The following is a 13,591-nucleotide window of genomic DNA, read 5'->3' as shown; positions in this document are numbered from 1 at the left end:
CGAAATATGTGTCTGTTTTCACAAATACGATGGATTACTCGGTGCCAAATATAAGCGCGCCTATCGCCAGCAAAACAAAGAGTGCACACGTGGCTTTTCTTATCAAAGCTAGAGGTAATTTATCTCCACTGAATTTGCCAATCATAACAACAGGTACATTGGCGAGCATCATGCCAACGGTCGTACCGATAATCACCATAAGAAGATGTTCTGAAAATTGCGCCCCAAGAATAGACGTCGCTACCTGTGTTTTATCGCCTATTTCCGCGATAAAAAACGCAATAAAGCTGGCAACGAAAGGACCTCGGAATGAAGTATCCCCCTCATTTTCATCCATTTTGTCTGGGATCAGTACCCATATAGCCATCGCTAGAAAGCTGAATACCACAACCCAGCGCAAAACGTCTTGAGTCAAATGATCCGCCACAACAACGCCAAGCCATGCGGCAAGGGCATGGTTCAATAACGTCGCCAAAAAGATAGCAAGCACGATAGGCACCGGCTTTCGATACCGGCTGGCAAGTATAAGAGAGAGTAATTGGGTTTTGTCCCCAATCTCTGCCAGCGTAACACTGGCAATGGATATAGCTAGAACGCTCACGACATGCTCAATGGGGTAGGGCATCTGAATAAAACCAAAGACAAGATCCACGCCCCACCCCTGGTTTGCGTACCTTGTCTATGGTCTCGCTAAACTCAACCTAATGTGATGATTTTTAGGTGGTTGAGTCTCATACGCCATGATGTTTTCATCAATTATGTTGACGTACAATCCCGTCCTGCTTCCAAGAAGGACGGGGAAGCTACTCCCCAAAGACAATCTGATTGTAGAATTTGCTTCTTATAATGGCAAGTTACACATTTCATAGATCGTTCTGTTTGCTCATAAAATGTCAATTTTGCGAGAGTTCTGACGAGTTTGGTATGAAATGACCATTTTGAGCAGGGTTTAAGCGATATTTCCTCTACTCGGCAAGCAAAGAACTGGGTATACTCAATGGTTATTTTCAATAAATCATACATAAGAATCGCGCGAACCTGACTATGCAAAATTACGATATCAAAACCTTCCAGGGAATGATCCTCGCGCTGCAGGATTATTGGGCTCAAAACGGCTGTACGATTGTACAACCTTTGGATATGGAAGTAGGTGCTGGCACCTCTCACCCAATGACATGTCTACGTGCAATTGGCCCTGAGCCAATGTCTACGGCATACGTTCAACCTTCCCGTCGTCCGACTGATGGTCGCTACGGTGAAAACCCGAACCGTCTGCAGCACTACTATCAATTCCAAGTAGCGCTAAAACCTTCTCCAGATAACATTCAGGAGTTGTACCTAGGCTCACTTGAAGTGCTTGGTGTCGATCCACTGGTTCACGATATTCGCTTCGTAGAAGATAACTGGGAAAACCCAACGCTAGGTGCATGGGGCTTAGGTTGGGAAGTATGGCTAAACGGTATGGAAGTCACTCAGTTTACTTACTTCCAGCAAGTTGGCGGTCTTGAGTGTAAGCCTGTGACTGGTGAGATCACTTACGGTATCGAGCGTTTAGCTATGTACATCCAAGAAGTAGACTCTGTTTACGATCTAGTGTGGAACATCGCACCAGACGGCAGCAAAGTGACTTACGGTGACATCTTCCACCAAAATGAGGTTGAGCAATCAACTTACAACTTCGAGCACGCCGACGTCGATTTCCTATTCGGTTTCTTCGATCAGTGTGAAAAAGAGTGTAAAGAACTGCTTGAGCTTGAGAAGCCTCTTCCGCTTCCTGCATACGAGCGCATTCTAAAAGCTGGTCACGCATTCAACATTCTTGATGCGCGTAAAGCTATCTCTGTAACAGAGCGTCAACGTTACATCCTTCGTATCCGCAACCTAACTAAGTCTGTTGCGCAGGCGTACTACGCGTCACGTGAAGCACTTGGCTTCCCTATGTGTAAGAAGGAAGGTAAATAATCATGGCTAAAGAATTTCTAATTGAACTGGGTACGGAAGAGCTCCCACCAACGCAACTTCGTACGCTAGCGGAAGCATTCGCAGCAAACTTCGAAGCAGAACTTAAAGGTGCGAGCCTAACGCACGAAGGCGTGAAATGGTACGCAGCGCCTCGCCGTCTTGCACTTAAAGTGGCAGCACTGGCTGAAGGTCAAGAAGACAAAGTTGTTGAAAAACGCGGTCCTGCAATTGCTGTTGCATTTGATGCTGAAGGCAACGCAACCAAAGCTGCACAAGGTTGGGCTCGTGGTAACGGCATCACAGTTGAACAAGCTGATCGCCTTAAAACAGATAAAGGTGAATGGCTGCTATTCAAACAAGAAGTAAAAGGTCAAGCGACATCTGAAATCGTTGTTGAGTTAGCTGCTAAAGCACTAGCTAACCTGCCTATCGCAAAACCAATGCGCTGGGGCAACAAAACGACTCAGTTCATTCGTCCAGTTAAAACACTAACTATGCTGATGGGCTCTGATCTCATTAAAGGTGAGATCCTAGGCGTAGCGTCAGACCGCACTATCCGTGGTCACCGCTTCATGGGTGAGCAAGAGTTCACTATCGATTCTGCAGAGCAATACCCGGCGATTCTAGAAGAGCGCGGTAAAGTAATGGCAGATTACGAAGCGCGTAAAGCCATCATTTTAGCTGACTCGCAAAAAGCGGCAGCTGCTGTGGGTGGTGTTGCTGACCTAGAAGATGATCTTGTTGAAGAAGTAACGTCTCTGGTTGAATGGCCAGTCGTACTCACAGCGAAGTTTGAAGAAGAGTTTCTAAAAGTCCCTTCTGAAGCGTTGGTTTACACCATGAAAGGTGACCAGAAGTACTTCCCTGTTTACGATGACAACAAGAAGCTACTACCTAACTTCATCTTTGTCTCGAACATCGAATCTAAAGAGCCTCGCTACGTTATCGAAGGTAACGAGAAGGTTGTACGTCCACGTCTTGCCGATGCTGAATTCTTCTTCAACACAGACCGCAAGCGTCCGCTTATCGACCGCCTTCCTGAACTAGACCAGGCCATCTTCCAGAAGCAACTTGGTACTATCAAAGACAAAACAGACCGCATCACAGAACTTGCTGGCTACATTGCTGAGCAAATCGATGCCGACGTTGAGAAATCTAAGCGCGCAGGTCTACTGGCTAAGTGTGACCTAATGACATCGATGGTATTCGAATTCACGGATACGCAAGGTGTAATGGGCATGCACTACGCCACACACGATGGCGAAGACGAGCAAGTTGCATTAGCGCTTTACGAGCAATACATGCCTCGATTCGCTGGTGACGACCTACCAAGTACTGGTATTTCTTCTGCAGTTGCAATGGCAGACAAACTAGACACGATCGTAGGTATCTTCGGTATTGGTCAAGCACCAAAAGGCAGCGATCCATTTGCTCTACGCCGTGCATCACTGGGTGTACTGCGTATCATCGTTGAAAACGGCTACAACCTAGACCTAACCGATCTGATCGGTAAAGCGAAAGCGCTATTAGGCGATAAGCTAACCAACGACAACGTGGAAGCTGACGTTATTGATTTCATGCTAGGTCGTTTCCGCGCATGGTACCAAGATGAAGGTTTCAGTATTGATATCATTCAAGCGGTATTAGCACGTCGTCCAACGAAGCCAGCTGACTTTGACCAACGTGTTAAAGCCGTTTCTCACTTCCGTGAACTGGAAGCAGCAGAAGCACTAGCGGCAGCGAACAAGCGTGTAGGTAACATCCTTGCGAAATTCGATGGGGAACTTGCTTCAGATATCGATCTCGTATTGCTTCAGGAAGATGCCGAGAAAGCACTGGCTGAAAACGTCGAAGTAATGACGGAAGCACTAGAGCCAGCATTCGCAACGGGCAACTACCAAGAAGCCCTCAATAAGCTTGCTGATCTACGTGAGCCAGTGGATGCGTTTTTCGACAACGTAATGGTAATGGCAGATGACGAAGCTCTGAAGAAGAATCGTCTAACGCTACTGAACAACTTACGTAACCTGTTCCTACAAATTGCGGATATTTCTCTTCTGCAGAAATAACTCAGGTTTAAATATCAAAAAGGAAGCCAGATGGCTTCCTTTTTTGTTTATTAACAAGAGGGAATCAATTTGTTTCTTCCGCGTCACAACGTGCTTTGTCGAAGTACTCTTCACGACCACCCTGACCTTTAAAGAACATACGCGTCACAAAGCCTCTTTCCAAAAACTTATACGCATGTTGGCACGACCATTCTTTGCTAATTTTATTGATGGTTGTTGTTTTCCAAAAGTAACCACTTCCACCAGGAAGAGACTTAATATACTCGATATAACCTTCATCAGTTACCGTTAGGTTTGGTATATGTGCCAGTGACTCTTTCGCTATTTCGATGTCTTTTTCAGAAGCGGAAGGTTTGGTAGCCTGATAGTTATTTACACTACATGCAGCTAACAATAATGAAGATATAACAGTTAATGTTCTTAGTTTCATATTCACACTTTAACTTTATAATTTTAAAGTTAAATTATATTTTTAATATGTGAAATTTAATTGTTATATCTCTCAATAATACGTTTAACTCTTCCTCCAAAGTCACAATTCTAAGGGATTGTTAGGCTTTGTCTCTTTGGTTTGTTTCTTCCGCATTGCAACGAGCTAAATCAAAGTGCTCTTCTCGACCACCTTCACCTTTAAAGCCAATTTTCACTACAAAGCCAAGCTCTAAGAAGTCATACAGATTTTCGCATGCTCCTTCTTGGCTCATCTGTTTAATAACCTGTGTGTCCCACATGTAGCCATGAGGTACGGATTCAAAATACGTAATATAACCGTCATCCGTGACCTTCATATTGTCTATACCGCTCAGCTTAACTCTGGCTTCTTTTATGTCTTGAGGTGCTGCAGTTGGTTGGGCCGCTTGGTAGTTGGTTACACTACAAGCAGACAATGCGAGAGCAGCAAGTGATGTGAGTAAAAATTGGTGTTTCATGACAGTCCAAATCTATGATTAGTATGTTGAAAATTATATTTCAGTACACATCAACACTCTTGCAGAACCATTAAATAAAAACCTTGAATTACACATATCCATTAGTTGTTTCGTACTTACTATCCCTTAACAATCACGATTAATTGTGCGTGAATCGATACCTTATAGCGCTAACATATCTGTACTATTTAACCTCACATTTCCTCGTTGAAAAACAAAGCTTCTTCCCCTCTTTTACTTCCTGTTTCGATAATGTATGTTGAGCAGTCTTGCACAACAAATTATCAACATAAGTATCAGCGCTGAATGGCAAGCAATAGCAATTCAGTCGCTACACACGGCATATGACAGAAAATACAAAAAATATTTAGGAAAAGAAGTAATGCAGTTCTCTACATTTGGTGAAAAATTTAATCGATATTCAGGTATTACCCAGCTAATGGATGACTTAAACGATGGCCTCCGTACGCCAGGCGCCATCATGCTCGGAGGTGGTAACCCTGCCGCCATTCCTGCGATGCTCGAATATTTTCACCAAGCCAGCGCCAGCATGCTGGAGAATGGAGAACTGGTTGCCTCAATGGCTAACTATGACGGTCCCCAAGGAAAAAATGCGTTCATTTCAGCATTAGCTTCTATGCTAAAAGAGACTTATGGATGGGACGTTTCAGAAAAAAACATCAGCCTAACCAATGGTAGCCAAAGTGGCTTTTTCTATCTTTTTAACCTATTTGCTGGTCAACATGCCGACGGCTCGCACAAAAAAATATTACTTCCTCTTGCACCCGAGTACATAGGTTACGGTGATGCGGGCATTGACGATGATATTTTCGTGTCTTACCACCCCGAAATCGAAATGTTGGATAACCGCATGTTCAAATATCATGTGGATTTTGAACAGTTAAAAGTAGATGAGTCTATCGCAGCGATTTGCGCATCAAGACCAACAAATCCAACGGGCAATGTGTTAACAGATGAAGAAGTGCGCAAACTGGATAAACTAGCACGGGACAACAATATTCCACTGATTATCGATAACGCTTATGGCACCCCTTTCCCAAACATTATTTTTGAAGACGTGACGCCATTTTGGAATGACAACACCATCCTTTGCATGAGTATGTCTAAGCTCGGATTGCCGGGGCTCCGTTGTGGCATTGTGATTGCGAATGAAGAGGTTACTCAAGCGCTTGCCAACATGAATGGCATAATCAGCTTGGCGCCAGGAAGTTTAGGTCCAGCGCTAGGTAAGCACATGATTGAATCCGGTGATTTACTTGACCTAAGCCAAAACACCATCAAACCTTTCTATCAACAGAAATCTCAGCGCGCCGTCCAGCTTCTTCAAGATACTATCGATGACCCACGTTTTCGTATTCACAAACCAGAAGGCGCGATCTTCTTATGGCTGTGGTTTGATGAGTTACCTATTACCACAATGGAGTTGTATCAACGTCTGAAAGATCGAGGCGTTCTGATTGTTCCAGGTGAGTATTTCTTTATTGGTCAGAAAGACGAATGGGATCATGCTCATCAATGTTTACGCATGAACTACGTGCAAGATGATGAAGCAATGCAAAAAGGTATTGCTGTGATTGCTGAAGAGATAAAAAAAGCCTACGACGGCAAATAATACAGTTTCAATACAAAATGAAAACGCCCGCAGACGCGGGCGTTTTACTATTTAAAGGCTAATACCAATATCTTAGCTTTCGATGATGTTTTTGCCGTTAATAGCAATCTTACGAGGCTTCATCGCTTCAGGGATTTCGCGCTCTAGGTCGACGTGCAGCAAACCATTTTCCATGGTTGCACCAACCACTTTTACATAATCAGCTAACTGGAATTTACGTTCAAAGTCGCGCTCAGCAATGCCTTGATAAACGTAATTTTTCCCTTCTTCGGCTTGACGCTCACCACGTACAATCAGCATGTTTTCTTTCTGAGTGATGTCTAAATGCTCATCAGCAAAACCTGCCACCGCCATAGTAATACGGTAGTTGTTTTCATCTTTTTGCTCGATGTTGTATGGAGGGTAGCCGCCAGAAGAATTCTTGGCATTGTTGGTTTCCATCAGATTTAACAAACGGTCAAAACCAATGGCGTTACGGTATAGGGGAGTGAAATCTACATTACGCATAATACTATCCTTATGATAAGCAATAGCCTTGGCAATTTTAATTTGGTGCCAAGGAGTCAGTCTTACCATTCCACTGGCAATGGTTGCACGGGGACATGGTCGCTAACAAAAGTTAAATTGTGTGCTTTCCGTATTTGTTTGCTCTCTTTAGCCCTCTTGGCGAGACGCAAACTGGACAAGCGTTTTAAGAGACCCTTACGGCGTTCTCTCAAAACTAGATATGTGGATAGTCGTCTAATCTTTCAAGAGAAAAAACAAAAATATTTTTAAATATATTATTTATCATAGGGTTAAAAAAGAAAAAGACCACCTAATAAGGCAGTCTTTAAAGTAGTATCGTGTATTTATCAAAGCTGGATGAGCTTAGTTCGAGGAGAAGGTGCGGAGTTTATAAACATAAATGAGCACCTTCGACATAGAAATAAGTTCATCTAGCGAAGAGAAATAGATCTAAACGTCTAGGTTGGCGACTTTTAATGCATTCTCTTCAATGAAGTTACGACGCGGCTCAACCTGATCACCCATCAATGTGGTAAACAACTGATCCGCACCAACTGCATCTTCGATGGTCACTTGCATCATGCGACGTGTTTCTGGGTCCATCGTGGTCTCCCAAAGCTGATCTGGGTTCATCTCACCTAGACCTTTGTATCGCTGTAGGCTTAAACCACGGCGAGACTCTTTGATTAACCAATTAAGCGCTTCAACGAAGCTCACTACAGGCTGAGTACGTTCACCACGCTTAATGTACGCACCGTCTTCAATAAGCCCTTCTAGCGATTCAGATAGCTCCGCTAACTTGCCGTATTCTTTCGAATTAAACAAATCGACACTTAGCACATGCTCATGAGTAACACCGTGAGTACGCACCACGATCTTTGGTAGACTAATGCCTAACTCTTCGTGTTTTTCGATTTCCAAGCTGTATTGGCTTGCGCCCACTTCTTTTTCGTTAAGCTGTTCTACGAGGCGTTTACCCCAAGCTTCTACAGCTGATGTATCTTGGCATTGCTCTGCACTTAAACGAGGTACATAAATAAATTCATGCACCAATGCATGTGGGTAGCGACGGCTCATGCGATCCACTAATTTGATACCCGCATTGTACTGCTGAACCAGTTTCTCCAATGCTTCACCCGCTAGCGCTGGCGCTTCAGCATTTACGTGAAGTGACGCATTATCTAGAGCCAAAGAAACTTGATACTGGCTCATCGCATCTTCATCTTTAATGTACTGTTCTTGCTTGCCTTTCTTCACTTTGTAAAGTGGTGGCTGAGCAATGTACACGTAGCCGCGCTCAATTAGCTCTGGCATTTGACGGTAGAAGAATGTGAGTAGAAGCGTACGGATGTGAGAACCATCGACATCGGCATCGGTCATGATGATGATGTTGTGGTAACGCAACTTATCTGGGTTGTATTCGTCACGACCAATACCACAGCCGAGAGCAGTAATAAGTGTTGCTACTTCTTGAGAAGACAGCATTTTGTCGAAGCGTGCTTTTTCAACGTTAAGGATTTTACCTTTAAGCGGCAAAATTGCTTGGTTCTTACGGTTACGACCCTGCTTGGCACTACCGCCCGCAGAGTCACCCTCCACTATGTATAGTTCTGAGAGTGCCGGGTCTTTTTCCTGACAATCCGCTAATTTACCAGGCAGACCGGCTAAATCCAATGCACCTTTACGACGAGTCATTTCACGTGCTTTACGCGCTGCATCACGAGCTCGCGCTGCATCAATAATCTTGGTACATACAATCTTCGCTTCACCTGGGTTCTCAACAAGGAACTCAGACAGTTTCTCACCCATTGCAGATTCAACTGCAGACTTCACCTCGGAAGAAACCAGTTTATCTTTGGTTTGGCTAGAGAACTTCGGATCGGGTACTTTTACTGAAACAATAGCCGTTAGACCTTCACGAGCATCATCTCCAGAAGTTGAGGTTTTCGCCTTCTTCGAGAAGCCTTCTTTGTCCATGAAGCTATTTAGCGTACGTGTCAGAGCAGCACGGAATCCGGCTAAGTGAGTACCACCATCACGCTGAGGAATGTTATTGGTGAAACAGTAAATGTTCTCTTGATAACCATCATTCCACTGCATGGCAACTTCGACCGTAATGCCGTCTTCGCGCTCAAAATCAAAGTGGAATATCTTTTGAATAATCGGTGTTTTATTGGTATTTAGATGCTCAACAAACGCTTGGATACCACCTTCAAACATGAAGTGATCCATTTTTTCTTCTTCGCGCTCATCAATCAATTTGATGGATACACCAGAGTTTAGGAACGAAAGTTCACGTAGGCGTTTTGCCAAAATATCGTAATGAAATTCAATATTCGTGAAAGTTTCTTCACTTGGCCAAAAACGGATTTCAGTACCCGTATTCTCTGTCTTACCAATCACAGCTAGTGGCGCTTGAGGCTCACCATGATGGTATGTTTGAGTATGGATTTCACCCCCACGTTGAATGGTGAGCGTTACCTGTTTAGACAGTGCATTTACTACAGAAACACCTACACCATGTAGACCACCCGAGACTTTATACGAGTTGTCATCGAACTTACCACCAGCGTGAAGTACCGTCATGATAACTTCGGCTGCTGATACGTTCTCTTCAGGGTGCATTTCTGTTGGGATACCACGGCCGTCATCACGTACCGAGACTGAGCTGTCCTCATGAATAGTCACAATGATGTCATTACAGTGACCTGCTAACGCTTCATCAATAGAGTTATCCACCACCTCAAAGACCATGTGGTGTAAACCGGTGCCATCGTCAGTGTCGCCGATGTACATACCCGGACGCTTACGAACCGCATCCAGACCCTTCAGTACTTTAATACTCGATGAATCGTAATTTTCTGACATGAGTTACTCTCTTTTTATCCTTGCTCTATTTTGCCATGTTCCACATGAAACATTTTGCCATTATCGTCGAGCATATCAACGACTTGGCTCTCAGTAATAGAGCTTACAAATACTTGTGCCCCCGTCGATTTCAAGCAGTCTGCAAGACGCTGTCGACGTTGGCTATCTAATTCAGAAGCAAAATCATCTATCAGGTAGATACACTGCTTTCCTGTCATTTGAGTCAAATGCTGCCCCTGCGCGACTCTCAGCGCACAGACCATGAGTTTCAATTGACCGCGTGATAAAACGTCTTCAACGGGCGTTCCATTCACTTTGATTTTCAAATCAGCTTTGTTAGGTCCACTGAATGTGTAGCCAAGTGACTGATCACGTTCGAAGTTGTTTTCGAGGATATCCTGATAAGGTGTATCTTTGTCCCACCCTCGATAATACTTCAATTGGATATCAAATTCTGGCAAAAATGTGCGACAGATTTCTTCTGCCACTTTCTTCATGTTTTCAACGTATTCTTGTCGCCATTGACTGATGTTTTCAGCCAGCGTTGCCATTTGCTGATCCCAATAACTGAGCTCTTTATAATGGGTGGCGGTTTTCAGTAACGCATTTCGCTGCTTGTTGAGCCGCTTGAATCTTCCCCATGCATCATAAAAATGAGATTCAGTATGGAAAACCCCCCAGTCGATAAATGCACGACGAAACTTTGGACCGTCCGTCAGCAATTCAAACCCTTCTGGATGGATCAATTGCAAAGGTAAAACCTGAGCTAACTGCGCTAATTTTTGTCCAGACTGACCGCCTATTTTAACCTCTGTTGAGCCGTCGCGCTGCTTATTAATGCCAATTGGCAGCTCAAATTGATCCTGGTTCAAAAAACGACCATGTACGAAGAGTTCATCACAGTCGTTTTGGATAACTCTTCCCGTCAAAGAGCTTTTAAATGAACGCCCATGCCCAAGCAAATAAATCGCTTCGATGATGCTGGTTTTCCCACTGCCATTAGGGCCAATAAGAAAATTAAAGCCTGGTGACAGTTCAACGTCACAGGCTTCAATATTACGAAATGTCTGAACAATCAGTCTGGTGAGTGGCATAAACCCAATCCACTATAAGCGAATTGGCATCACCACATACATGGCGCTGTCATCATCGGCATTCTCAATCAGTGCACTGGCATTCGCATCAGACATTGAGATTCGCACTTTATCGCAGCGAAGGGTATTCAATACATCCAAAACATAGCTGACATTAAACCCGATTTCCAAGTCGTCGCCGTCAAAAGAAACATCAAGCACTTCTTCCGCTTCTTCTTGTTCTGGGTTGTTGGCAGTAATGCGCATTTCATTGCCAATGAAGTTCACACGTACACCACGGAACTTTTCGTTCGACAGAATGGCTGCGCGAGAAAATGCGTGTTTTAACTCATCACATGGCGCTTCTAATGTTTTGTTACTGCTTTGCGGCATAACTCGACGGTAGTCTGGGAATCGACCATCCACCAATTTAGAGGTGAAAGTAAAGTTATTCACAGCCGCACGTAAGTTGGCATTGCCTATTTGCAAAGTCACCTCGGCTTCTGGTGCATCCAACAGCTTAACGAGCTCTTGAACGCCTTTGCGAGGCAAGATAATTTGTTGATTTGGTAATTCTGATGCAAGCTGAGTTTGTGAAACCGCCATACGGTGACCGTCTGTTGCCACAGAACGAAGCGTCGTTCCTTCGATTTCAAATAGCATACCATTCAGATAATAACGAACATCTTGGTTCGCCATTGAAAACTGCGTTTTTTCAATCAAGCTTCGCAGCTCTTGCTGAGAAAGCGTAATGTCCGCTTCGCTTTGCCAATCTTCAATATTCGGGAAGTCACTCGCAGGCAAAGTTGATAGAGAAAAACGGCTTCGACCTGAGCGCACTTGAACACGATCCGCTTCCATCACAACAGTGATGATTGCGTCGTCTGGTAAACCTCGACAGATATCCAGAAATTTACGAGAAGGAACAGTTGTACTGCCCGCTTCAAAATCGCCTTCCAACGCAACATTTGCTACCAACTCGACTTCAAGGTCAGTCGCGGTTAATGACAGCACGTTGTTTTCGACTTTCAGAAGCAAATTACCCAAAATAGGTAACGTGGGGCGTCCACCCAGAGCGCCAGAAACTTGTTGTAACGGTTTGATCAGGTGGCTGCGTTCGATGGTAAATTTCATTGGTATCTCTTTGCCTTATGACGATAAGGTTCTAATTAGGTTTGAATAGTCCTCTTTTATATCATGACTCTCTTCACGAAGCTGCTCTATCTTGCGGCAAGCGTGTAGCACCGTGGTATGGTCACGACCACCAAAGGCATCCCCAATTTCAGGCAAACTATGGTTGGTGAGCTCTTTGGAAAGCGCCATTGCTAATTGACGAGGACGAGCAACGGAGCGTGAGCGGCGCTTAGATAGCAAATCCGCTACTTTAATCTTGTAGTATTCGGCGACAGTTTTCTGGATGTTGTCGATCGTAACCAGCTTTTCTTGCAATGCTAATAAATCGCGCAGCGCTTCACGAACAAAATCGATAGTGATCGGGCGACCTGTAAAATTGGCATTCGCAATAACACGGTTTAGCGCACCTTCCAGCTCACGAACATTAGAACGCAAGCGTTTCGCAATGAAAAACGCGACTTCATCGGCGAGATGAATTTGATGGTCTTCCGCTTTCTTCATTAAAATAGCAACACGGGTTTCTAACTCCGGCGGCTCAATCGCAACGGTTAAACCCCAGCCAAAGCGAGATTTCAACCGATCCTCTACCCCATTAATTTCTTTAGGGTAACGGTCAGAAGTTAGGATGATTTGCTGGTTGCCTTCTAACAATGCGTTGAACGTATGAAAAAACTCTTCTTGAGAACGCTCTTTGTTAGCAAAAAACTGAATGTCATCTATCAACAATGCATCAACGCTACGGTAGTAACGCTTAAATTCTTCAATCGCATTGTTTTGCAGCGCTTTTACCATATCTTGAACGAAACGCTCAGAGTGCATGTACACCACTTTCGCATTGGGCTTGTTATCCACAATGGCATTACCCACAGCATGGAGCAAGTGGGTTTTACCTAAGCCCGTACCGCCGTATAGAAACAGTGGGTTATACGCTGCTCCAGGGTTATCCGCCACCTGACGCGCTGCTGCCAAACCTAACTGGTTCGACTTACCTTCAACGAAGTTATTGAATTTATGCTTAATATTCACATTAGAGCGGTGATTGATGTCCACCACTTCATTTTCATTTTCCCAAGTTTTGTGTACAGGTCTACGCGCTTGAAGCTGCGCTGGTGCAGACGATTCAGCTGCGACATCGGCTTTTGAGCGAGCAGCGGGTGCGGGTGCAGAAACAGGGCGACTGCCGACTTCAAAACGAAGGCTAGGAATATCATTCCCACAAAATTGCAGAAGCAGGCGATTGATGTTGTCGAAGTACTTGTCACGTACCCAATCAAGCACAAAACGGTTAGGGGCGAACAAAGTCAGGGTATTGTCATTGAGCTCCGCCTGAAGCGGTCTGACCCACATGCTAAATTCAGTCGCTGGTAGCTCTTCTTGTAGCTGTTGCAGACACTGCAACCAAAGCGAAGATGACAC

General features: G+C 44.4%; 11 protein-coding genes and 1 riboswitch. Of the genes, 3 read left to right on the top strand and 8 right to left on the bottom strand.

The genetic code is table 11. The features are described 5' to 3' along the window. Nucleotides 1–34 precede the first annotated feature (34 nt). Nucleotides 35–601, bottom strand: a complete 567-nt coding sequence (locus tag LDO37_RS00055; RefSeq protein WP_126609548.1) for a TMEM165/GDT1 family protein — start codon at nt 599–601, stop codon at nt 35–37. A gap of 91 nt (nt 602–692) precedes the next feature. Beyond that, a riboswitch (yybP-ykoY riboswitch) is annotated at nt 693–824 on the bottom strand. 220 nt (nt 825–1,044) lie between these two features. On the opposite strand from LDO37_RS00055, the gene glyQ reads away from it, so the two are divergent. After that, the gene (gene glyQ / locus LDO37_RS00050; RefSeq protein ID WP_101115431.1) at nt 1,045–1,962 is read left to right on the top strand and encodes a glycine--tRNA ligase subunit alpha; all 918 of its coding nucleotides are present in this window, start codon (nt 1,045–1,047) and stop codon (nt 1,960–1,962) included. Between the two features lie 2 nt (nt 1,963–1,964). Continuing rightward, a complete protein-coding gene (gene glyS / locus LDO37_RS00045) occupies nt 1,965–4,031 on the top strand; it encodes a glycine--tRNA ligase subunit beta (RefSeq protein ID WP_126609530.1) in 2,067 nt (688 codons plus the stop codon). Between the two features lie 64 nt (nt 4,032–4,095). On the opposite strand, the gene LDO37_RS00040 is transcribed toward glyS, so the two are convergent. Together LDO37_RS00040 and LDO37_RS00035 are read right to left on the bottom strand one after the other, a co-directional pair. Then, the gene (locus LDO37_RS00040) at nt 4,096–4,461 is read right to left on the bottom strand and encodes a hypothetical protein (RefSeq protein ID WP_126609531.1); all 366 of its coding nucleotides are present in this window, start codon (nt 4,459–4,461) and stop codon (nt 4,096–4,098) included. Nucleotides 4,462–4,582: 121 nt separating this feature from the next. Next, nucleotides 4,583–4,960, bottom strand: a complete 378-nt coding sequence (locus tag LDO37_RS00035) for a hypothetical protein (protein ID WP_126609532.1) — start codon at nt 4,958–4,960, stop codon at nt 4,583–4,585. A 382-nt stretch (nt 4,961–5,342) separates the two neighbouring features. Between LDO37_RS00035 and LDO37_RS00030 the strand changes: the two genes are divergently transcribed. After that, a complete protein-coding gene (locus tag LDO37_RS00030; protein ID WP_126609533.1) occupies nt 5,343–6,593 on the top strand; it encodes a valine--pyruvate transaminase in 1,251 nt (416 codons plus the stop codon). 72 nt (nt 6,594–6,665) lie between these two features. Here the strand turns inward: LDO37_RS00030 and LDO37_RS00025 are convergent, their stop codons facing one another. From LDO37_RS00025 to dnaA, 5 genes are all read right to left on the bottom strand, one after another. Further along, entirely contained in the window at nt 6,666–7,100 is a 435-nt protein-coding gene (locus LDO37_RS00025; RefSeq protein ID WP_101114901.1) for an Hsp20 family protein, read from the bottom strand. A 450-nt stretch (nt 7,101–7,550) separates the two neighbouring features. Continuing rightward, nucleotides 7,551–9,968, bottom strand: a complete 2,418-nt coding sequence (gene gyrB / locus LDO37_RS00020) for a DNA topoisomerase (ATP-hydrolyzing) subunit B (protein WP_126609534.1) — start codon at nt 9,966–9,968, stop codon at nt 7,551–7,553. Between the two features lie 14 nt (nt 9,969–9,982). Continuing rightward, nucleotides 9,983–11,062, bottom strand: a complete 1,080-nt coding sequence (gene recF / locus LDO37_RS00015) for a DNA replication/repair protein RecF (RefSeq protein WP_101114897.1) — start codon at nt 11,060–11,062, stop codon at nt 9,983–9,985. A 12-nt stretch (nt 11,063–11,074) separates the two neighbouring features. Further along, a complete protein-coding gene (gene dnaN, locus LDO37_RS00010; RefSeq protein WP_126609535.1) occupies nt 11,075–12,175 on the bottom strand; it encodes a DNA polymerase III subunit beta in 1,101 nt (366 codons plus the stop codon). Nucleotides 12,176–12,190: 15 nt separating this feature from the next. Then, nucleotides 12,191–13,591 carry a chromosomal replication initiator protein DnaA gene (gene dnaA, locus LDO37_RS00005; protein WP_126609536.1) on the bottom strand — a complete coding sequence of 467 codons (1,401 nt, stop codon included), beginning with the start codon at nt 13,589–13,591 and terminating at the stop codon, nt 12,191–12,193.

The sequence above is a fragment of the Vibrio penaeicida genome, assembly GCF_019977755.1.
Classification (GTDB): Bacteria; Pseudomonadota; Gammaproteobacteria; order Enterobacterales; family Vibrionaceae; genus Vibrio; species Vibrio penaeicida.
The sequence above is the reverse complement of the archived record's forward strand: the minus strand, read 5'-3'. Positions and strand labels throughout refer to the sequence as shown.

Excerpts from the sequence above, each read along its gene's own strand:
- glyQ (WP_101115431.1), top strand. The coding sequence starts at position 1,045 with ATGCAAAATTACGATATCAAAACCTTCCAGGGAATGATCCTCGCGCTG.
- glyS (WP_126609530.1), top strand. The coding sequence starts at position 1,965 with ATGGCTAAAGAATTTCTAATTGAACTGGGTACGGAAGAGCTCCCACCA.
- LDO37_RS00040 (WP_126609531.1), bottom strand. The coding sequence starts at position 4,461 with ATGAAACTAAGAACATTAACTGTTATATCTTCATTATTGTTAGCTGCA.
- LDO37_RS00035 (WP_126609532.1), bottom strand. The coding sequence starts at position 4,960 with ATGAAACACCAATTTTTACTCACATCACTTGCTGCTCTCGCATTGTCT.
- LDO37_RS00030 (WP_126609533.1), top strand. The coding sequence starts at position 5,343 with ATGCAGTTCTCTACATTTGGTGAAAAATTTAATCGATATTCAGGTATT.
- LDO37_RS00025 (WP_101114901.1), bottom strand. The coding sequence starts at position 7,100 with ATGCGTAATGTAGATTTCACTCCCCTATACCGTAACGCCATTGGTTTT.
- gyrB (WP_126609534.1), bottom strand. The coding sequence starts at position 9,968 with ATGTCAGAAAATTACGATTCATCGAGTATTAAAGTACTGAAGGGTCTG.
- recF (WP_101114897.1), bottom strand. The coding sequence starts at position 11,062 with ATGCCACTCACCAGACTGATTGTTCAGACATTTCGTAATATTGAAGCC.
- dnaN (WP_126609535.1), bottom strand. The coding sequence starts at position 12,175 with ATGAAATTTACCATCGAACGCAGCCACCTGATCAAACCGTTACAACAA.